The organism is Shewanella sp. SM32 (genome assembly GCF_025654235.1).
Classification (GTDB): Bacteria; Pseudomonadota; Gammaproteobacteria; order Enterobacterales; family Shewanellaceae; genus Shewanella; species Shewanella oncorhynchi.
Genome location: NZ_JAKKRO010000012.1, coordinates 31779 through 51102 on the forward strand (window position 1 = coordinate 31779; position 19324 = coordinate 51102).

Consider the following 19324-nt stretch of genomic DNA (forward strand, 5'->3'; position numbering starts at 1 on the left):
AGGCACTGTCCGCGAGTTCTGGCATATTGCGCTGAGGCAGTTAAGAGGACGAAACATGGATGATGCTGCGTTGGAATTGCAAAAACTAGATGCACTCATTGCTAAGGGTAAGATGTACGTCATTTTGGTCTTTGGCGTATTGTTCTGGGGTATGCTGACGTCCCTCGTGGTCGCCTTAATACATTATTTTATCTCGGGCGATCCATTCTGGGCGGAACTGCAAAGAGCGCTCTATATTTATCCCATTGGCGGTATTTTATTTGGTTGGTTTGTGTGGGTGGGTGCAGATTAATCGTAAGCGAGATAAACTTCGCGCCCAATAGTATCAATAGTTGTGGTTAAGCTGAGTGTAGGAGTGACATGGTGTTTTCGTGGGGTAATCTTGCCACTAAGCAACTTATCGTGGGAATGGTATGCCATGGCATAGCGCTGGCATTTTTGGCCTATGGCGTTTATGCATTTTACTTGCAGGAGCTTGTACTACCAGAGTTAACTCGCTGTGTCGGTGCTGCTGTGTTATTTGTGGGCATGGGGTTAGCTCCTCAATTATTTTTTATGTCAGTGAGCCAGATAGTATCGCAAGCTGAGGACTCGACATTAAAATCTACCCTACAGACCTATGTGTTTAATCTAGGTATTTTTTTGATGATCTGCAGTCTGTTAATGGAATGGCTATACGACTAAAGCTATCGAATAAAGAAAGGGCGTCGACTTTATCATCGACGCCTTTTTTATTGCGGTTAAGGCGTGTAGTAAGTCGCGGCTCCCGGCCCAACGGGCAGACCAAAGCCAAATACCCACAGGAAGAAGAACGCTGTCCAACCCACGAAAAACACGAGCGAGTACGGCAGCATAGTGGCGATCAGCGTACCTATCCCTAGGTTTTTCTGGTAACGACAGGCAACCGCTAAGATTAAACCAAAGTAGCTCATCATAGGTGTGATTAAGTTAGTCACCGAATCCCCAATACGGTACGCCGCTTGAATCGTTTCGGGCGCATAACCAACCAGCATCAGCATAGGCACAAAAATAGGAGCGGTAATGGCCCACTGGGCCGAGGCACTGCCAAGCATCAAGTTGATAATGCCGCAGAGCATAATAAAGAACAAAAATACGATCGGGCCCGTCAAGCCAATGGATTGCAGAGCATCTGCACCTAACACCGCCAATACTGCACCTAAATTACTCCAGTTGAAGAAGGCGACAAACTGCGCGGCGAAAAAGACGAGGACGATATACATGCCCATAGTGCTCATGCTGTGGGACATGGCATTGATGACATCTTTATCATTTTTGATGCTGCCCACGACTTTGCCGTAAATAAAGCCAGGTATGGCAAAACAGATAAAGATAAAGGCGACTATGCCCTTGAGGAATGGCGAACCTGAGATGAGACCGGTTTCAGGATGGCGCAGCGGTGCGCCTTCTGGTACGACTGAAATCGCTAAAATAACCGCGAGCACTAACATAGATAACCCAGCCCATTTTAAGCCGCGTTTCTCAATAGTACTGATGCTCTCCATCGATTGCAGTACGGTTTCGTCTGCATCATCATCTTGGTATTGACCTAACTTAGGTTCGACGATTTTTTCGGTGACAAAGGCGCCAAGGAAAGTGATCACAAAGGTGGAGACAAACATGAAGTACCAGTTTACTTCTGGGCCGACGTTGTATTGAGGATCTATCATGCGCGCCGCAGCTTCGGTAATGCCCGATAGCAAGGGATCGACAGTACCAAGCAACAAGTTAGCGCTATAACCTCCTGAAACCCCGGCAAAAGCGGCAGCTAAACCTGCAAGTGGATGGCGGCCAAGGGAGTGGAAAATCATCGCCGCCATAGGGATAAGTACCACATAGCCAAGCTCGGCAGCGGTGTTGGACATAATGCCGGCAAATACTATGGTCACAGTGACTAATCGTTTAGAGGCACCCATGACTAAGGCGCGCATAGCCGCAGATAATAAGCCAGATCGTTCGGCAATCCCGACGCCGAGTAGTGCCACGAGCACAGTGCCGAGCGGCGTAAAGCCGGTAAAGTTGGTCACTAGATGCGAGACTATCATCCGCAAACCTTCGGCGTTCATCAGGCTCACCACATGGATTAAACCGTCGGCACTGCGGCCGTGTGAGCCAATAGGTCTAGGATCGACCACGGTTAACCCAAAGTAGCCCGCAATACCTGAAATAATGACTACGGCAACACAGAACAGTGCGAATAAGGTGATTGGATGGGGCAGCAGATTGCCTAAGCGTTCAACAATATTGAGAAAACGTACAAACCAACCACTAGAGCTGATATCGCCCTGTTGTGGATTGGGTTCAGAAGCTTTTTGTGGGGGAATATCGCCGGAATTAAAACTCATCGTCCTTCCTTTATGTCGACCTTTACGCAGCGCAATATTTTGACCCTATAACAGACTCGAGACATTGCCGACGGCCGATTGTGGATGACGTGGCTGAGGGGATAACTCTAGGTGCAAGACTCGGAGTGAAAGCTAAGGTAAAAGTTAAAAAATTAGCGGCAAAGTATGATTGTTAAGTTTTAATTGAAACTTAAATGTTGCTATTGACTGTGTTGAAGTGAGCAGGGCTAAAATTAGGATAAAAAAATGGACTCTCGAGGAGTCCAGTATTCACGAGCAAAATTGGATGCTCTAATGTTGTGCCATATCACTATAGACCTTGTTTGCTGTATCGGAGCTGAATATTGATAAATTTATAGGTTAAATGCTGTTTTTTATGCAGATGATCACTTTTCATCGTTGAATATGGCCAGTTTCGTTGATGATTGCTCGTTAGATAACATCGCCAGCTCTGACCAGCGAGTAATTTCATTGTCTTAATCAGCCTGCAGGTGAAATTTTCACTCATTTATGGTTAGCTGTATCCTATTAACAAGAATAAGAAACCTAAGGATGGAAGATGGAAAAATTGTTATTGGGATTAACGCTGATTTTTATCGTGACCTATCTTTGGTACGTCAGCCTAGTCAAAAAGCGCAATACCGCGCTCGAAGCCTTGTCGGGTATCGATGTACAGCTGACCAAGCGTGCCGACCTTGTGCCTAATATTCTAAAAATTGCTAAACGATTTATGGAGCATGAAAAGTCACTGCTCACTGAAATCACCGAATTGCGGACTCTGCTAAGCCATAATTACAACAAGGCCGACCCTAGCGCAGTTAAAGAACATTTAGTTCAGGCTGAGCGGTTGAACGACAAAATGAGTACCTTGATGGTGAATGTGGAGAACTATCCTGAGCTCAAGTCCGACAACACTATGTTGCAGGCGATGCAGACCTATAACGAGGTCGAAGCGCATATCTCAGCTGCGAGGCGTTTTTACAACTCGGCAGTTTCCGAGCTTAATACTGCGGTAGAAATCTTCCCCGGCTCGATTATCGCTTCTATGGCGAGTATTAAAGTGATGCCATTCTATGAGGTAAGCGAAGCGGCAAAAGCGCCCGTAGATGCGGCCGAATACTTGTAAGCTTAGCAGTGCAGGGTGAGTTATTACCCTGCAATACTATGACATCAATATGAATATCATCACTTTTATTTTAGGTAGCCCGATTCGGACTTATCGGGGGCCTGTTGGTTTGTCTGCGGATTTGGACGAACTACCTCAACTCGAAGCCTATTACGAAGAATATATCGCTCCAATCAGTCGCAAATATGAAACTAAGCGTGTGGCTTGCCTTAAGGCGGCGCGTAAACGTTTGTATTTGAGTTTGATGATAGTGCTTGGGCTGAGCTTGCTCACCGTTATTGGCTACTACAGCGGTGGCGCTTATTTCCCGCCTTTGCCATTGCTTGCCTTAGTCGGATTAAGCTGGTGGAGCTTTGCTCCGACTCGTGAGTTTAAGCATTTGGTTCAAAATGATATTTATCCGCTGATGTTTAAATATTTCGGCGATGATTTTATTTATAGCCGCGAAATGCGCCTCGACATGAATCGACTCGTTGCGGCTAAAGTATTACCGCGATACGACAAAGTCAGCTTCGGTGACTATATACAAGGCTGCTATAAGGGCGTTGAGTTGACGGTCAATGAGCTTACCCTGACCAAGAATGTGCAAGTCGAAGAGCTGGATGTCGGTACGAATAGGCGCAGAACTGTGACCCGCACGGAAACCCAGTTTCGTGGCTTAGTGGTTGAGCTGAGTAGTCATAAAGCGTTTATGGGTCATACTGTTGTGCTGAGGGATCGCGGTGGTTTAGCCAATTTCCTGTCCGACAGCCATGCGGGACTGGTACGAGTCAAACTTGAAGATCCGCAATTTGAAAAAGAGTTCGACGTGTTTTCAACGGATCAAATCGAGTCACGCTATTTGCTCAATACGGCATTTATGGAGCGCTTACAGGAGCTTGCCAAACATTTCGATGGCAATATTCAATGTGCATTTTTCCGCAATAAACTAACTTTGTTCCTACCGAATCGCAGAACGCATTTTCAAATGCAGTCCATTTTTCATGGCGCGACCTTTTCAGTAGAATTTAGTCAGATAAACCGAGAAATGAAGCAACTCTTTGCTATTATTGAAGTACTTAAACTTAATCAGTACACGGGACTTTGATGTTGCTTACTCGCTCAGCGCTTGCTCGTACACTGACTTTTGCAGCCTTTTCATTGCCCTGCAGATTTGAGGGGCTAGGCCTGTGCTTATTATTGATATCGAGTTTGATGATAAATGCAAATGCTGAGGAGGCGCGCGAAAAAGCTAAGCCGCGTATTGTGGCGCGGTACTCACAGAGCGGCATAGTGAGTCGTGAAGGTTTAGAAAAACTCAAAATTTATCAATACCAACAAGCTAATGGTGTCACCGTATTTACCGACAAAGCCCCCGCAAATAACCAGTATCAAATTTTGTTATATGACTGTTTTGCCTGTCGTCCCGATTCGACCATAGATTGGAATGGTATTCGGCTATTTACCGCTAATTATGATGCCCTGATCTCCCATGCCGCCCATAAGCATCAACTTGATCCCGCCTTAATCCGCGCGGTGATCCACGCGGAATCAGCCTTTAATGCGCGTGCATTGTCGCGTACTGGCGCTATGGGATTGATGCAATTAATGCCAGAAACGGCGAAAGAAATGGGGGTAGCAAATGCGTTTTTACCCGAAGAAAATATCTTAGGTGGCAGTAAGTATCTGGCGCAGATGCTAAAACAGTTTAATGGTGATGTCGCATTGGCCTGTGCGGCTTACAATGCGGGGCCGACGACCGTGGTTCAGTACAATGGCATTCCGCCCTATCCTGAAACCCAAGCCTATGTTGAGCGTGTGAAAATTTTATTGAAGCGTTACCGCGAGCAGAAGGACGTTTAGTTGCCGCATTGATAAGCTAAAATGAAGTGGCGAAAATCCGGAGATCATCGCCGCCATTTGAGTCGAAGGTTACTCGCCGACTTCCCATTTTACAGTAATGTTACCGTCCACTTGTCCAAGTGTTTTACCTAAGTAATCCATTAATTCAGTTGCGATTTCGTCTAACTGCCAAGGTGGATTGATGATCCATAATCCTGCCGCAGTCATGCCAAATTCATCTGAATCGGGCTTAATGGCTTGTTCAATTCTCAGCTGACGTTTAATGCCACTGTTGGCGAGGCGCGATAACATACCTTCGGTCTGAGCGCGATTTACGACTGGATACCACAGGATAAACACACCCGTAGCAAAACGCTTGTGCGCTTTTATCAGGGTTTCGGCCACATCTTGGTAGTCGGTTTTCATCTCGTAGCTAGGATCTACTAGCACCAGAGCACGACGCTCTAATGGTGGTACTGCGGCGATAAGGCCTTTTAAGCCATCACCTTTGATCACTTTAACTTGTCTGTCTTCGCAGAAATAATCATCCAATAACACATAATCAGTGCTGTGCAGCTCGTGCAAGACCATGCGATCTTTAGGCCCTAGCTCCATGTCGATAATGGCGGGTGAACCTGGGTAGAAGTTGAGTTCGTCTGGATTTTCTTCATTAAAATGGCGCACGGCGGCGACATAGTCCTGCAGCGATTGCGGCAGATCAGTTTTATCCCAAAGCTTAGCTACACCTTCGAGGTATTCACCGGTTTTTTGTGCAAATTCATCGCTTAAAGCATAACCACCCGCACCCGCATGGGTATCGATATACACGAGTGGTTTGTCTTTCTTGTGCATCAGCTGCAAGGTTTGAAGCAAGATGGCGTGTTTCAACACATCGGCATAATTGCCAGCGTGATAACCATGGCGGTAACTTAACATGGGGGATCCTAGTAATTTGCAAACAAAGCAAAGAGAGGCAAATGCCAGTCGCTAATTATACCTGCGATGCTTGTAGGCGTAAATTTAATGCCTCAGTTGGCGCTCTGTTTATTAGCAAACCAGTGTGTGGGGGTTTGCATTTGAAAAGTTTTCAGCCAGAGATTCGCTGGTGCGGGTTTACCGAATAAATAACCTTGAAATTGTTCGCATCCTAGCGCAGTGAGCTGCAATAACTGGGCTTCGGTTTCGATACCTTCGGCAATGACGTTGAGTTTTAAGCTCTTGGCTAACAGGATGGCAGCGTTAACAATTTGGGTATGGCGTTCACTAATGCCCATTTGACTGACAAAGTAACGGTCGATTTTAATTGTGTCGGCACTGATATCAATGAGCTGGCTTAATGACGCATGGCCAGTGCCAAAATCGTCAATGGCGATAGAAACCCCCATGCGAGCTAAGGTGTTTAAGCGTCGTCCTGTTTCTTTATGGGTTGAAAATACAGAGGTTTCAGTAATTTCAATTTCCAACAATGGGATGAGTTCAGGATGATTCATATAGGTTTGGATCAACACCTTAAAGAAGCGATCCGACAGAATATCTTGCCCAGATAAATTAAAGGCTATCCTGACCAGAGGCACATTTTTCGGCCAAGAACGGATCAGTTGTAGTAATTGCCTGAAGACTTTTATCGCAAAAATCGCCTGTAATTGGGATGACTCTATGATAGGGATAAACGTGTTCGGCATAATCATAGTGCCGTCTTCATCGAACATTCTTGCCAGTGCTTCAAAGCTAATAATGTGGCCATCGGCCCTTACTTTAGGCTGTAGCCACATTTCCAGACGATTATGTTTCAATGCGTCGCGAATTTTAGCTTTCTGCGATGAGGCTTCGAGAAGATTATTAATCAAACCAATGTAATACACCATGACTGGGCTAGCTTGGGTGGTTTGCTTAATGGCAATTAAACATTGTTCCGCGGCTTGCTGCGGTGAGGCTTTATTACCCGAACTGCAACCGACTCGGCACTCGAGATGATATTCAATCTGTTGTTCATGTTTAAGTTGCAGGTTTGTTGGAATACGCTCGCGTAATTGTAGCGCTAGGTTTTCGGGGGAGATCAGCGGCAGGCTGGTAAACTCAAGCGCAAACGAGGCTCCCCTAAACCGGTATATTTTTGCGTGATGCCCAAAGCGATTTTTGAGTTCGGTCGCAAAGGCTTTTAGGATGGCATCCCCGATGCTGATACCGAAGGCGGCATTGATTTGACTAAGATTATCAATTTTGACTATGGCAACGGTCATATCCAAGTGGATCGTGCTTGGGGCTGGGTTATACCAGTGATTCTCGTTGGGTAATCCGGTCACTAAATCATAGAAATGTGTGCTGATATGGTGTTTTTTAAGTCGGCTCAGCTCAATCGCATGGTTTGCCTGTTCTGTGACATCGTGGCAGTGAAATAACAAAGTATCATGGTGCTGTAATGAGGCTTTTTGCAGCAGATATTTAGTGCTGTTATTGTTTTTTAAATGGGTTGGAAACGAGGCCGCCAGTAAATTCGTGCTGGTATCTTCGGTAAGTTCAAAAATGTCACATAGGCGAGTGCTGTTTAGTGTGACTTCTCCAGCGATTTCCCTCGCGGCATTATTCAGGTTGAGAATGACTCCATCCTCATTGCAGAAGAAAGAGGCTGTACCATTATTTTCAAAGATTTCAGCATATTGGTCTAATGTATGTTGCAGTGCATTTTGATGCTGGATCATTTGCTGCGCATGGATTTTCTGGGTTTTTAGCAGGCGCATTGCCGACAACGGGATACAGATATTAAAAAACATAAACAGCAAACCGTTTAGATAAGCGTGGGTCGCAGGTAGGCTGATATCAATATCGATAATGGGAGGCAGGTTTTGGTTACGCAGTAGCAGTAAAAAAGGCAATACGTTGAAACACATCATAATAAAAGCGACTTTTCTGCCAAACAGGAAAAGCGCCATCAAGGGCAAGGTATATAAGAAAGTAATACCTACCTGCGATAAGTTAAAGTCAGGGATAAACAACAACATAGATAAACAGGCTGCAATAACCATCGCCAGCAGGCTGATAGAGCTGACGAGTAAATATTTGCGCGTAAACCATAAAGACAGGAATAGTACAGTTAAAAAACTGACCGTAATGCTGATAATGAAAGTGAGGTTTAACTCATACGCAATTAAAGAGCTATGCAGCACTATGCTAGTGGTCAAGATGGCGCCACTGAGCAGAATAATCCGCAATAAGCTGGTTTTTAATATCGTTTTGTCAGGATTTAAAAAATCTTGCTCCCTGATAAACAAAAAACCTTTTAGCCATTGAAGCAAAAAAAGTCCTTATCCCGTACGGAAGTCACGCAGGTTGGCTGGGGACGTAACATATAACATAAATCACTAAACTGTTATACAAATAGATTGCCTGCTTTATAAATCAGTGCATTACAGTGTGATGCTTGTTTGAATTATTAAGGGCGTACTGAGACAAATTGGCTAAGACAGTGATGAGCTTGGTGATGTGTTTTGCTTACTAGCATATTCATAAACGAGATTTTTAGGCATAATGGCCATCATTTTCGTTGGTTAGAAGACAGCCTGTGACCTCGATTTTTTTCAATCAGCAATACCCAACACTTGTGGATATTTGTGCACGTTGGCAACTCGTCTACGATGCGAATGCGACCTTCGAATTGCGTTTTGAATCAGATACTTTATCACTGCATAAACGCGATGAGCCTAAGCTCGATGGCATAGTGGTGGATTTTGTGACTGGCGCCGTCGCCCATAGACGTAAGTTCGGTGGTGGTCGTGGCCAATCTATCGCTAAAGCGGTGGGATTGAAGCAAGGAGTAACACCGAGTGTGGTTGATGGCACAGCGGGTTTAGGGCGCGATGCGTTTGTGCTCGCAAGCCTTGGTTGCACTGTAACTATGGTTGAACGTCATCCTGTGGTTGCCGCATTACTTGAAGATGGCTTACGCCGTGCTTATCAAGATGCTGAAATCGGCGATTGGATGCGTGAGCGGATGCGCCTATTTCATGGTTCTAGCCTAGAAGCACTATCGAAATTGGCACAAGAGGTGGATGTGGTTTACCTCGATCCTATGTACCCCCATCGTGATAAATCGGCCCTTGTTAAAAAAGAAATGCGTGTATTCCAATCCTTAGTCGGTGCCGATTTAGATGCCGATGGCTTACTCACCCCAGCTTTAGCTTTAGCAACTAAACGTGTCGTCGTTAAGCGCCCAGACTATGCCGAAGATTTGGATGGGGTTAAGCCTAATACGGTTATTGAAACCAAGAAAAACCGTTTCGATGTCTATGTAAAAGCCGCGATGAAATAGCGAAGATTTTTCTCATCGCGAACATAGTATGCTTTCAGTGACAACGGCTTAGCTCATGTCGATTTTTCAGTTTTATGGGCTATTTTCTTTTTTATACCCACTTGTGATTTTTTATATGAAACTCATTCCTCTGCTAAAACAGCCGCGTATTCACTGACTATTCTAATGTAAAACTTCTCATAACATTATGTTTCGTATTAACTATTTTGTTTATAAAGAGGATTTGCAATGCAGAACAAGCATTGGTCAAAAGTTCAGTTATTGCATGAGGTGGTCACCAATCCCAATATCATAGTTAAAGGCTAACATATCTATTACAGTGATTGCTGGGATGCTGGCTTTGAGGGAGCAGCGGTGAGATATCTTCATGGTGATGAAGTGAGCCGTGAGTGGGAGCCTAAGTGGCCTATCGATAAACTTTATATCGGGAACTATGTGTGTATCGCCGCCGAAGTTGTGATCTTAATGGGCGGAAATCATACGCATAGAGCGGATTGGTTTTGTTTATATCCCTTTATGGATTTCATCGAGGAGGCCTATGTAGGCAAAGGCGATACTCATGTTGGTGATGGGGCTTGGTTAGGCATGAGATGTATGTTGATGCCAGGGGTGACGATAGGTGAAGGTGCGGTTGTTGCCGCAAATAGTGTTGTCACCCAAAATATCGAACCCTACAGTATTGTGGCGGGATCACCTGCGAAATTAATCAAGTATCGGTTCGATAAAGACGTTATTTCTGAGTTACTGGCGTTAAAAATCTACGATTGGCCTGCCGAAAAGTTTGATAGCTTAAAGCAGCATTTGTGTTCGGCGGATTTTGACGCGCTCAGCAAAGCGATCACTCTCTATGACCAATCTGTACATCAAAATAAATAGCCGTTAGTCCCAAAGTGAGAGGTCGGCTTAGTCGAGGCCTTTTACTTATCCTGCCTTAAATCTGCTTTTGGGCGCTTTCGCTAAGTCGACCAGTTCTTCGATGATCACCCGTAGCTTGGGTTGGAGGTAAGGGGTTTTAAGCCAAATCAAGTGGATGGGTGTGTCGTCACTGGCGAGTTCGTCCAGTACCGAGATAAGTTCACCAGTTTTAAGATAGTCCTCAACCAACCATATTGGCACTTGCGCTAAACCCACTCCCGCCAGTGTGGCCGCTAAAATGGCTTCGCAATCAGCGATTTCGTGGCGTACTGGAATGTCATAAGCCTCGATGATCCCATCCTCATTTTTAAGTAACCAGCGATGTTGCTGCCCAAGCGGCCAGCCGACAATGCATTGGTGCTGGCTGAGATCTTCTTTGCCTTGTGGAGTGCCAAGTCGAGCGAAATAGGCGGGAGATGCGCAGATCACTCGGCGCTGCTCCCCTAATCTACGGGCGACTAAATCCACAGTGTCGCCGAGTTGTCCGACACGCACCGCCAAATCAATGCCGTCACTAAACAAATCGGTCGCTCTATCGTTAAAGGTAATGGATAACTCGAGCTTGGGATATTTTTGCGATAGTGATAATAGGGTTGGCAGTATATATCGCCGCCCAAACGTCACAGGTAAATCCACTCGCACTCGACCTGAGGGAATTTGCTGTTCGCTGCCGAGTCGGCTCTGTGCATTGTCTAGGATTGCCATGGCATTTTGGCAATCTGTGAGATACGAATCGCCATCATTGGTTAAGCTCATACGCCTTGTGGTGCGGTGCAGCAGCTTAGTGCCTAAGCGGGTTTCTAATCGCACTATGCTTTTACTGAGCGCCGAACCAGTCATGCCTAACGCCTGCGCCGCTAAGGTAAAACTGCCGAGCTGGGCAACTGTGACGAAATGGCGTATCTCAACAAATTGATTATTTATCACGGCAATTAATTCCTTGTAGGACTTAGTGAAGGTCATTTTAGTGACTTAATCATGGCAAGTGAATCGCGTAAGCTACTACCACAGTATGAAAATGAGCGTTAACGTACAAGCGAACGTCATTTTGTAATTGATTAAAAAGGTTTTTCTATACAATCAACCTTAACCACCTATTGAGTGAGCAAACTATGAAATCGTCGAATAATCTGCAAGGTAAAGTGGCTTTTGTACAAGGTGGTAGTCGTGGTATCGGTGCCGCCATTGTTAAACGTTTAGCGAGTGACGGCGCAGCGGTTGCCTTTACCTATGTGTCATCTGAGGCCCAATCACAATTGCTAGTTGACGAAGTTATCACTTATGGTGGTCAAGCTATTGCCATTAAGGCCGACAGCACAGAGCCGGAGGCGATCCGTCGTGCCATACGCGAGACCAAAGCGCACTTCGGTGGCTTAGATATAGTGGTCAATAATGCGGGCACGCTGATTTGGGATAGCATCGAGAATCTGACGCTAGAAGACTGGGAACGAACTGTTAACACTAATGTGCGCAGTGTGTTTGTGGCCAGTCAAGAAGCTGCGCTGCACATGAATGACGGCGGCCGCATCATCAATATCGGTAGCACCAACGCTGAGCGTATTCCGTTTGTAGGTGGTGCGATTTACGGCATGAGTAAATCGGCATTAGTCGGTTTAGCCAAAGGACTCGCGCGGGATTTAGGCCCACGTGCAATTACGGTGAACAACATTCAGCCAGGCCCTGTGGATACCGATATGAACCCTGATAACGGCGATTCATCTGAGCCCGTTAAAGCGATGGGCGCCCTAGGGCGTTTGGGTAAAGCCGAAGAGATCGCCAGCTTTGTCGCCTTTATCGCGGGTCCAGAAGCGGGCTATATCACTGGTGCGAGTTTGATGATTGATGGTGGGTTTTCTGCATAAGCTTTGTCTGTATTTATCTTTTCGGCAAAAAGTTTGATTCCAGTCATTAATAAGCCTGCACAAGAGTCACTCTGGTGGGCTTTGCTTAAGTTGTGGCTAGTTATGCAGAATCAATATGTTAGAGCATAAAAACTCGTTGAGTATGATGGTAAGAACTTAGGTCGTTGTTACTCAAATTATCCGTCAGCAAAGCGTGGTTTTATTGAAATGGTGGACTATGGCTTGAGTCAGGCAAGGCAAAATAATTTGCTTGTTGATGAACTATTGTTACAATCCGCCGGTCTTATCTTCAGCTATCTGTTGACAGACACTCATTTTTTATCTTTATTATCAAAGAATAAGACGAAGGGAAATTCAAATTTCTAAGTTATCGACTAAGCAAACAGGCAACTTATGGGGCGTGATGGTGTTTACCATTCTGACCTTGTTCTGTTTGACTCAAAATAGTGGAATACTTAACTTGTTGCTCAAGGAGTCGAGCGCGCAGGCGATGTCGGCTACGTCTTTTTCTGGTGCTAGTTTTAGCGCCAACTCAGTTTTAAACTCAAGTTCAGCTTTAAACAGCAGCTCAGCTTCAAACAATATGGCTAGCTACGTCGATGCTCAAGCGGCGGGTACTGAGCTGGTCAAAAGTGAACCTAAAAAATGTGAATTGTCTGAGAAATCGATCCGAACCTGTATCGACACTCCGAGTACCATCCCATTTCTTATCCTGCTGTTCCTACTGCCGTTACTTCCCCGCGCCTCCCGCGTGATAACACTTTACCCATACAAGGTTATCAAGCTAAACCTAGGCGAATACATCTCACACATTGTCGCTTTCAAGAATAAAAACTTATTTATCAATTTGATAGGTGGGTTTGTTTAGGCATGCTTTCTCTCAGTCAATATTTGACTTTTCTCGCCAGTTTGCCGGTAGAAAAGAAAGTTAAGCGGCTGCAGAACATCCAATTTTACACATCACACCTCCCTATCTGACTGCTTGAACTTAAGCCTTCTATCACGCTGATGTTTCTTAAGCCATAACGATATTGGTAACCAGAACATAGCGTTAGCCAATATTTATATGGCCTAAAAGCAAGGTAAGCATGCACGCAGCATCACAGAGTCTTGTTTAACTTAGCTTGGTCTAACAGCGCTTAAGTATTGCAATGGCAAATGTGACGACATATCGAAGAGATTAATATGCAATTGAATAACAAACAGTTAATGCATATTTGGGGGATAAAATGAGTACATTAAAATCCATGTTAACCAGATTCTGGATACTCGCCTTGATAGTGACCAGTCCGTCGCTAATGGCCGCATCGACGGGGTGGTTGGTTAATGATAATCACCCTCCAGCCAAAGTACGTTTTATGCTAACGGGGGAGGTTGATCCTGCAACGAATACTTTGCCTGCTGTGCTTGAAGTACAACTTGAGGGCGATTGGAAAACCTATTGGCGCAGTCCTGGGGAAGGCGGTATTGCGCCTACCATCAAGTGGGATGGCTCTAGCAATCTACAGCAAGTGGATTGGAGATGGCCTGCGCCAGAGGAATTCTCATTATTGGGATTACAAACCTTTGGTTACAAAGGTAATACCACCTTTCCCTTAACCTTGAAAGTCGATGATATCGCTGCCCCAACTCAGTTGCGTGGCAAAGTGACCTTGTCGACCTGTACCACTATCTGTGTTCTGACGGATTATCAGATTAGTCTTGATTTCACGCCCAATGCGCTGCAAGCAGATACCGATGCCATGTTGGCTTACAACAAGGCTGTGTCGCTTGTGCCACAAAAAGTATTGACCCAAGAGGGCCAAAATCCTGCCATGACAATGGGTTGGGATGCCGCCAAAGGTCAACTTGAAATCAGACTCAATGATGCCAACTGGCAGCAACCTACAGTGATTATCGATGGCGAGCCAGATACCACATTTAAGCTAGTGAGCTTAAAACCAAACGAAAGTGATGCTAATGGCAAGCAATTGGTCGGTATTTTCACTGGTCAAAGTTGGCTGGGTGAGCCTGAAGTTTTGGGCAAATCGCTGAACATGACTGTCGCCGATAGCGAGCGGGCGTTGGAATACAGCGCCGAAGTGAAGCCTGTGGTGATTACTCAAGCAAGTACCTCGATATTTGGCATGATACTGCTGGCGCTTATTGGTGGTTTGATCTTAAACGTCATGCCCTGTGTGTTACCAGTACTCGGTATGAAGCTCAGTTCAGTGGTTGCAGCGCCTGATCTTAAGCGTAATCAAATCCGCCAACAGTTCATCGCATCAGCGCTGGGGATATTGGCCTCATTCTGGTTACTGGCTGGCTTTATCTTAATGCTTAAGCTCACGGGTCAAGCGATTGGTTGGGGCGTGCAATTCCAAAACCCTTGGTTTATCGGCTTTATGGCGCTGGTGACTACAGTGTTTGCCTTCAATATGTTAGGTGTGTTTGAGATCAACTTACCCTCTAACGTGCAAACCAAGTTGGCGACAACGGGCGGCAATAATAACAGCGGTCACTTTTTACAGGGTATGTTTGCGACGCTACTGGCGACACCGTGCAGTGCACCATTTTTGGGGACTGCGGTCGCTTTCGCTTTGGGCGCCGATGTACTGAGCCTGTTTGCCATCTTTACCGCGTTGGCCGTGGGTATGGCGTTCCCTTGGTTAATCGTGGCGGCATTCCCGCAAGTGGCGGGTTATTTCCCTAAACCCGGTCGCTGGATGAACACAGTTAAAGTGTTTTTCTCCGGCATGTTGCTCATCACCAGTTTGTGGCTCATTAGCCTGTTGGCCAGCTTTATTGATGTGCTCTACCTGTGGCCGTTAGCGGGTGTCATTACACTGATATTTATTGTGTTTATGGCTAAAAAATATGGCGCGATTGCTATTGTGAGCTGCTTAGGTATCGGCATTTTACTGTCGGCGGTTATTGCATTTATGACGGCGAACCAGTGGGCTAAACCTTTACCTGCGGATCTTGCTTGGACGCCATTGGATCAAGCATTGATTAATCAGCAGGTGGCCCAAGGCAAAACTGTGTTTGTCGATGTCACTGCCGATTGGTGCATTACCTGTAAGGCCAATAAAGTTGGCGTGATCCTGCAAGATCCAGTCTATAGCCTGTTGCAACAGTCGCATATTTTGCCGATGAAGGGCAATTGGACTACGCCTTCTGAGCCCATTACTCACTACCTGCAAAGCCATAATCGTTTTGGAGTGCCATTCAACGTGGTTTACGGCCCGGGTGTGCCGCAGGGGATTGAGTTACCGGAAATTCTATCGACTGACCTTGTGCTTGCTGCGATTGAGCAGGCCTCTGCGTCCCCTGAAAAGGCATCCGTAGCGGCAGGGAAATAACGCTAACGACCAGCCGTTCACTCGGACATGTCACTCGGCAATATCACTGGCGAGTCTCATTCAATAGCGAGTCGAGTGGCACTCAACAAATACTCAGGTCAGGGATAACCCTAACCTAAGACAATGGAAATCGATTATGAAACAGAAGATTGAAGTACAAAACAACACTGAATCAATGCAGAAAACTCAAGCCATTGGAGGCACCCAAATGTCGAAATTTAGCTCTTTACGGAAAAATCGCAAGTTACAGATGTTTGTTGTCTCGGGTGTCGCCATGGCAATGTTGGTGGTTTCCTTGCCTTCGGTGAGCACCATGGCCTATGCCAAGGACAGCAGTTTATCGGCGGCCCAGCAGCAAGAGGTGCGAGCGATTCTTAAAGATGCCTTGATCAATGATCCTGACCTAATGAGAGAAGCAATTATTGCGTGGCAAGCAAGGGAGCAAGAGGGTGCCAATACCGCCATGCAAACGAGCCTAGTAACCCATCATAAGGCCATGTATGAGACCAAAAGCGATCCATGGAAGGGCGCTGCGGCACCTGAGATTGAGATGGTGTACTTCACCGATTTTAACTGCCCATACTGCAAGAAAATCGAGCCTTCGCTGAACCAGCTTATTGAAGAATTTCCGCAGTTAAAAATCATAGTTAAAATGGTGCCATTGCAGGGCGAAGGCTCCAAAATGGCGGTCGATTTTGCCCAAACCGTTTGGTTAAACGAGCCTGAAAAGTATCTCAAGGTGAAGGATATGTTGATGTCGAGTCCGCGTGGACTCGATGCCGCAGCCATCGCTAAGGTCGCTAAACTGACGGCAACCGAGCGCTGGGTCGGCAACACAGATGAGCGCGTGGCTAAAATGGTCGATGACAATGTTAATTTAATGAATGAGTTAGGCATAGGTGGCACTCCAAGTATGATAGTAGCCGATACGCTTATTCCCGGATTAGTGCCTTACGAAGTGTTAAAAGAGCAGCTTGAAGCCGCGATTGCCGCTAAAGATAAGACGCAGAAGAGCAGTTAAGATGCCGTCAAAGGAAACTGAAAATATGAGCGCCGAACAGGTTTCGACATCTTTACCTAAACGCATATTGGGCTGGATTAAGCAGCTGGCACTTTGGCTGCTCATTGCCCTTATCGTGACCAGCGTGATGGACATCTGGCGCGGCAAAGATATCCCGCGGGATAATTTGCCGCAGCTCCAAGGGACGACGTTGGCTGGGGAAGCGCTTGATATTGCCACGTTAAGCCAAGATCAGGCGGTATTGGTATACTTCTGGGGTACTTGGTGCCCTGTGTGTAATTTTGTCAGTCCGGCGGTCAATCAAATGTCGGCCTATTACCCCGTGGTGACGGTTGCCATGAATTCGGGGGAGGATGAGAAACTGAGAAAATATCTTCAGCATCAAGGCTATGGCTTTGACACTATTAACGATAGTGACAGCAAGATTGCCCGTGATTGGTCATTGCAGGCGACGCCAACCATTATGATCTTTAAAGAGGGTGAGCTAAAACACTATACGACAGGCTTTACTAGCCTACCCGGTATGTGGTGGCGAATGATGTTCACTTAGAAGAGATGCTTCAGGGGCTGTTTTAGGAGAGAAAAAAAGCGCTAATCTTGGTTAGCGCTTTTGTATTATCAACTTATTTCAGGACTAGACAACTAGCTGAAAGCTTAGGGTTTACTTCACTAAAGTGAGTAGTGGTGCCTGACTCACAACTTGGAAGTCGAGCGCCATAGTCACACTGAGCGCCGTAATAGTGATGATTGAAAAACCAAACACTTGGCGAGCCCAGCGGTGCATGTCGACGCCGTGGCGATAACCTTTTAATGCCATGGCAAGCCACCACAGGCTAGTGGCACAGGTGACTGCCATAAAGGCGATACCTGTATAACCTGCGAGTGGCAGCAGCGCACTGACTAAGGCGAACACTGCAATATAAAGCACGATATGCAGTTTTGCCTTGGTCATGCCTTCTGCAACCGGCAGCACAGGAATATTAGCGGCCGCATAGTCATTAAAACGGAAAATCGCGATGGCATAGGAATGTGGCATCTGCCATAGACTGAACATCAACAGCAAAATAGCTGCACCCATGTCCATTTGCCCTGTCACGCTGCAATAGCCAACCACGGGCGGTACTGCGCCCGAGAAGCTGCCAACCAAAGTGCCATACACTGAGTTACGTTTCATGTAGAGGCTATAAACCCCCACATAAACGATGTAACCAATAACGGCAAATAGCAGGGCTAATGCATTGGTAAACAAGGCTAAGATGCTAAAGCCTAACACACCTAAGGCGAGTCCAAATGCAAGTACGTTACCCACGGCAATTTCGCCCGTGACGGTCACGCGTTTGCAGGTTCGCTGCATTTTGGCGTCGATATCACGGTCAATACAGTTATTGACAGCGCAGCCCGAGGCTACAACCAAGGACAATCCTACTAAGCTCGCCAGCATCAAGACCAAATTTACGTCGCCTTTGGCGGCTAATAAAAAACCGCCAGCAACGGAAATCAGATTCCCGAAAATGATGCCAGGCTTAGTAACCTGCACATACCCTTTGAAGCGTGCTTTCCATTGCGGTGACATAAATCTGTCTTGTGTTTGCATAGACTGTTTCTCGTTACATCATCAAAGCGTTGGCTTCGAGTATGATCCACACCGACAGGCCGACTACCATGACAATGATCAGTGCGGTAAACAGGAAGGAGAAGGTATTCACTTTGCCTTCTTTCGAGAAATCTAAGTGCAAGAAGTACTTAAGATGTACCACTATCTGCACTATCGCCATCACTAGCACTAAGCTAAGGGTGGTCGCTTTCTCGAAGTGATGGGTCATTACCGCCCAAAATGGAATGGCGGTTAATACCACTGACAGCACAAAGCCCATTAGATATGACTTAATGCTCGCGGCCAGATTGTCAGTACCATGGCTAGGCTTATCAGTATGACTATGTGCGCTCATTACAGTGCTCCCAATAAATACACGACCGTGAATACACAAATCCACACTATGTCGAGGAAATGCCAGAACAAGCTTAAGCAGCTCAGGCGGGTGATGCTGCGATGACCTAAACCGGTTTTCGCCACTTCAATCATCATAATCGCCATCCAAATCAGACCTGCGGTCACGTGCAAGCCGTGCATACCGACCAGAGTGAAGAAGGACGACAGGAAAGCGCTGCGCTGCGGGCCATTGCCATGTTCAATCAGGTGATGGAACTCATAGACTTCCATACCGATAAACACACAACCGAGGGCGAAGGTGACGAGTAACCAAGCCAAGGTCGCGGCTTTGTTATGGCGTTTAGCAAAAATCAGCGCCATGCCATAGGTAATACTACTGACGAGCAGGGCGGCAGTTTCGATCAGCACAAAGTCCAATTCGAAAATGTCTTTACCCGAAACGCCACCGTCCGTGTTCATGTAGAGCACTGCATAGGTTGCGAAAACCGAGGCAAACAAAATGCAGTCGGTCATCAGGTAAATCCAAAAACCAAACAGGGTGTTGCCACTCGTATCATGGTGTTCGTGATGATCTTCTGCGTGAGCTACTTTTAAATCTGCTGGGATTGCAATACTCAT

17 protein-coding genes and 2 pseudogenes are annotated in these 19324 nt (G+C 46.2%); 12 read left to right on the forward strand and 7 right to left on the reverse strand.

From position 1 onward, the window contains the following. Window positions 1–55: 55 nt before the first annotated feature. A pseudogene (locus L5M10_RS06940) lies at window positions 56–323 on the forward strand (hypothetical protein). 37 nt (window positions 324–360) lie between these two features. Further along, on the forward strand, window positions 361–684 hold the full coding sequence (locus tag L5M10_RS06945; RefSeq protein WP_131524445.1) for a hypothetical protein: 324 nt from the start codon (window positions 361–363) through the stop codon (window positions 682–684). Between the two features lie 56 nt (window positions 685–740). Here the strand turns inward: L5M10_RS06945 and L5M10_RS06950 are convergent, their stop codons facing one another. After that, window positions 741–2363, reverse strand: coding sequence for an AbgT family transporter (locus L5M10_RS06950; RefSeq protein ID WP_263198087.1), 1623 nt, complete (start codon window positions 2361–2363; stop codon window positions 741–743). A gap of 559 nt (window positions 2364–2922) precedes the next feature. Between L5M10_RS06950 and L5M10_RS06955 the strand changes: the two genes are divergently transcribed. From L5M10_RS06955 to L5M10_RS06965, 3 genes are read left to right on the forward strand one after another with little or no spacing between them, the layout of a single operon-like run. Beyond that, the gene (locus tag L5M10_RS06955; protein WP_105250697.1) at window positions 2923–3489 is read left to right on the forward strand and encodes a LemA family protein; all 567 of its coding nucleotides are present in this window, start codon (window positions 2923–2925) and stop codon (window positions 3487–3489) included. A gap of 49 nt (window positions 3490–3538) precedes the next feature. Continuing rightward, the gene (locus L5M10_RS06960; RefSeq protein WP_263198089.1) at window positions 3539–4576 is read left to right on the forward strand and encodes a DUF3137 domain-containing protein; all 1038 of its coding nucleotides are present in this window, start codon (window positions 3539–3541) and stop codon (window positions 4574–4576) included. Beyond that, window positions 4576–5331: a lytic transglycosylase domain-containing protein gene (locus tag L5M10_RS06965; protein ID WP_263198091.1), complete on the forward strand. Its 756-nt coding sequence runs from the start codon at window positions 4576–4578 to the stop codon at window positions 5329–5331. The genes L5M10_RS06960 and L5M10_RS06965 overlap by 1 nt, the downstream gene beginning before the upstream one ends. Window positions 5332–5400: 69 nt before the next feature. Here L5M10_RS06965 and L5M10_RS06970 read toward each other — a convergent pair whose 3' ends face one another. Together L5M10_RS06970 and L5M10_RS06975 are read right to left on the reverse strand one after the other, a co-directional pair. Further along, entirely contained in the window at window positions 5401–6246 is an 846-nt protein-coding gene (locus L5M10_RS06970) for a 23S rRNA (adenine(2030)-N(6))-methyltransferase RlmJ (RefSeq protein WP_173497834.1), read from the reverse strand. A 92-nt stretch (window positions 6247–6338) separates the two neighbouring features. Further along, a complete protein-coding gene (locus L5M10_RS06975; protein WP_263255077.1) occupies window positions 6339–8603 on the reverse strand; it encodes a GGDEF domain-containing phosphodiesterase in 2265 nt (754 codons plus the stop codon). 266 nt (window positions 8604–8869) lie between these two features. Here L5M10_RS06975 and L5M10_RS06980 point away from each other — a divergent pair, with 266 nt between their 5' ends. Together L5M10_RS06980 and L5M10_RS06985 are read left to right on the forward strand one after the other, a co-directional pair. Continuing rightward, complete coding sequence (locus L5M10_RS06980) at window positions 8870–9616, forward strand: class I SAM-dependent methyltransferase (protein ID WP_263196409.1); 747 nt, start codon at window positions 8870–8872, stop codon at window positions 9614–9616. A 228-nt stretch (window positions 9617–9844) separates the two neighbouring features. Beyond that, a pseudogene (locus tag L5M10_RS06985) lies at window positions 9845–10492 on the forward strand (CatB-related O-acetyltransferase). A 45-nt stretch (window positions 10493–10537) separates the two neighbouring features. On the opposite strand, the gene L5M10_RS06990 reads toward L5M10_RS06985, so the two are convergent. After that, window positions 10538–11458 carry a LysR family transcriptional regulator gene (locus L5M10_RS06990; protein ID WP_263196408.1) on the reverse strand — a complete coding sequence of 307 codons (921 nt, stop codon included), beginning with the start codon at window positions 11456–11458 and terminating at the stop codon, window positions 10538–10540. A gap of 185 nt (window positions 11459–11643) precedes the next feature. Between L5M10_RS06990 and L5M10_RS06995 the strand changes: the two genes are divergently transcribed. From L5M10_RS06995 to L5M10_RS07015, 5 genes are all read left to right on the forward strand, one after another. After that, a complete protein-coding gene (locus L5M10_RS06995; RefSeq protein ID WP_263196406.1) occupies window positions 11644–12393 on the forward strand; it encodes a 3-oxoacyl-ACP reductase family protein in 750 nt (249 codons plus the stop codon). Window positions 12394–12796: 403 nt separating this feature from the next. Beyond that, window positions 12797–13261 (forward strand): hypothetical protein, encoded by a 465-nt coding sequence (locus L5M10_RS07000; protein WP_263196404.1) that lies wholly within the window; start codon window positions 12797–12799, stop codon window positions 13259–13261. A gap of 361 nt (window positions 13262–13622) precedes the next feature. Next, the gene (locus tag L5M10_RS07005; RefSeq protein ID WP_263196403.1) at window positions 13623–15734 is read left to right on the forward strand and encodes a protein-disulfide reductase DsbD family protein; all 2112 of its coding nucleotides are present in this window, start codon (window positions 13623–13625) and stop codon (window positions 15732–15734) included. 136 nt (window positions 15735–15870) lie between these two features. Further along, window positions 15871–16755 (forward strand): DsbA family protein, encoded by an 885-nt coding sequence (locus L5M10_RS07010; RefSeq protein WP_263196401.1) that lies wholly within the window; start codon window positions 15871–15873, stop codon window positions 16753–16755. A 25-nt stretch (window positions 16756–16780) separates the two neighbouring features. Next, the gene (locus L5M10_RS07015; protein WP_263196412.1) at window positions 16781–17305 is read left to right on the forward strand and encodes a protein disulfide oxidoreductase; all 525 of its coding nucleotides are present in this window, start codon (window positions 16781–16783) and stop codon (window positions 17303–17305) included. 111 nt (window positions 17306–17416) lie between these two features. On the opposite strand, the gene cyoE is transcribed toward L5M10_RS07015, so the two are convergent. Genes cyoE through cyoC form a run of 3 tightly spaced genes read right to left on the reverse strand, consistent with a single transcriptional unit; the run spans window position 17417 to window position 19324 of the window. Next, on the reverse strand, window positions 17417–18349 hold the full coding sequence (gene cyoE, locus L5M10_RS07020; RefSeq protein ID WP_263141405.1) for a heme o synthase: 933 nt from the start codon (window positions 18347–18349) through the stop codon (window positions 17417–17419). 13 nt (window positions 18350–18362) lie between these two features. Then, complete coding sequence (gene cyoD, locus L5M10_RS07025) at window positions 18363–18704, reverse strand: cytochrome o ubiquinol oxidase subunit IV (RefSeq protein ID WP_263196399.1); 342 nt, start codon at window positions 18702–18704, stop codon at window positions 18363–18365. Beyond that, window positions 18704–19324 (reverse strand): cytochrome o ubiquinol oxidase subunit III, encoded by a 621-nt coding sequence (cyoC, locus tag L5M10_RS07030; protein WP_263196397.1) that lies wholly within the window; start codon window positions 19322–19324, stop codon window positions 18704–18706. The genes cyoD and cyoC overlap by 1 nt, the downstream gene beginning before the upstream one ends.

What these genes read in the sequence shown, in the direction of transcription:
- L5M10_RS06965 (WP_263198091.1), top strand. Translation starts at nt 4,576, where the DNA reads ATGTTGCTTACTCGCTCAGCGCTTGCTCGTACACTGACTTTTGCAGCC.
- L5M10_RS07010 (WP_263196401.1), top strand. Translation starts at nt 15,871, where the DNA reads ATGAAACAGAAGATTGAAGTACAAAACAACACTGAATCAATGCAGAAA.
- cyoE (WP_263141405.1), bottom strand. Translation starts at nt 18,349, where the DNA reads ATGCAAACACAAGACAGATTTATGTCACCGCAATGGAAAGCACGCTTC.
- L5M10_RS06950 (WP_263198087.1), bottom strand. Translation starts at nt 2,363, where the DNA reads ATGAGTTTTAATTCCGGCGATATTCCCCCACAAAAAGCTTCTGAACCC.
- L5M10_RS06970 (WP_173497834.1), bottom strand. Translation starts at nt 6,246, where the DNA reads ATGTTAAGTTACCGCCATGGTTATCACGCTGGCAATTATGCCGATGTG.
- L5M10_RS07000 (WP_263196404.1), top strand. Translation starts at nt 12,797, where the DNA reads ATGGTGTTTACCATTCTGACCTTGTTCTGTTTGACTCAAAATAGTGGA.
- L5M10_RS06945 (WP_131524445.1), top strand. Translation starts at nt 361, where the DNA reads ATGGTGTTTTCGTGGGGTAATCTTGCCACTAAGCAACTTATCGTGGGA.
- L5M10_RS06995 (WP_263196406.1), top strand. Translation starts at nt 11,644, where the DNA reads ATGAAATCGTCGAATAATCTGCAAGGTAAAGTGGCTTTTGTACAAGGT.
- L5M10_RS07005 (WP_263196403.1), top strand. Translation starts at nt 13,623, where the DNA reads ATGAGTACATTAAAATCCATGTTAACCAGATTCTGGATACTCGCCTTG.
- L5M10_RS06955 (WP_105250697.1), top strand. Translation starts at nt 2,923, where the DNA reads ATGGAAAAATTGTTATTGGGATTAACGCTGATTTTTATCGTGACCTAT.
- L5M10_RS06960 (WP_263198089.1), top strand. Translation starts at nt 3,539, where the DNA reads ATGAATATCATCACTTTTATTTTAGGTAGCCCGATTCGGACTTATCGG.
- cyoC (WP_263196397.1), bottom strand. Translation starts at nt 19,324, where the DNA reads ATGAGTATTGCAATCCCAGCAGATTTAAAAGTAGCTCACGCAGAAGAT.
- L5M10_RS07015 (WP_263196412.1), top strand. Translation starts at nt 16,781, where the DNA reads ATGAGCGCCGAACAGGTTTCGACATCTTTACCTAAACGCATATTGGGC.
- cyoD (WP_263196399.1), bottom strand. Translation starts at nt 18,704, where the DNA reads ATGAGCGCACATAGTCATACTGATAAGCCTAGCCATGGTACTGACAAT.